Raw genomic sequence first — 238 nt, forward strand, 5'->3', positions numbered from 1 at the left:
CAACATCCGTAATGTCTCCGGTTGCATGGAAACCAAGAGTTGCCCCAATAAGGCGCCCGCCAAAACTGTTTTTGCTTACATCATTGGCTACAGCCCCCAGATCAAGCGCCATATAAGGAGAGAATTGGCTCATAAATTTACGCCCCATTCTCGAAGAAAAACCTGGCAACAACAGCGACAATTCATTGCGCCAAAACGCCCCATTATTGCCGTAATAAATCGCCTCACGCACCCCGCG

1 protein-coding gene is annotated in these 238 nt (G+C 49.2%); it reads right to left on the reverse strand.

The features are described from left to right. Positions 1-238 (reverse strand): ShlB/FhaC/HecB family hemolysin secretion/activation protein (locus tag ACFINA_RS09665; protein ID WP_375615527.1); only part of this gene is annotated, 238 nt, incomplete at both ends.

This window comes from Bartonella sp. AC10YNML, assembly GCF_042196825.1.
Classification (GTDB): Bacteria; Pseudomonadota; Alphaproteobacteria; order Rhizobiales; family Rhizobiaceae; genus Bartonella.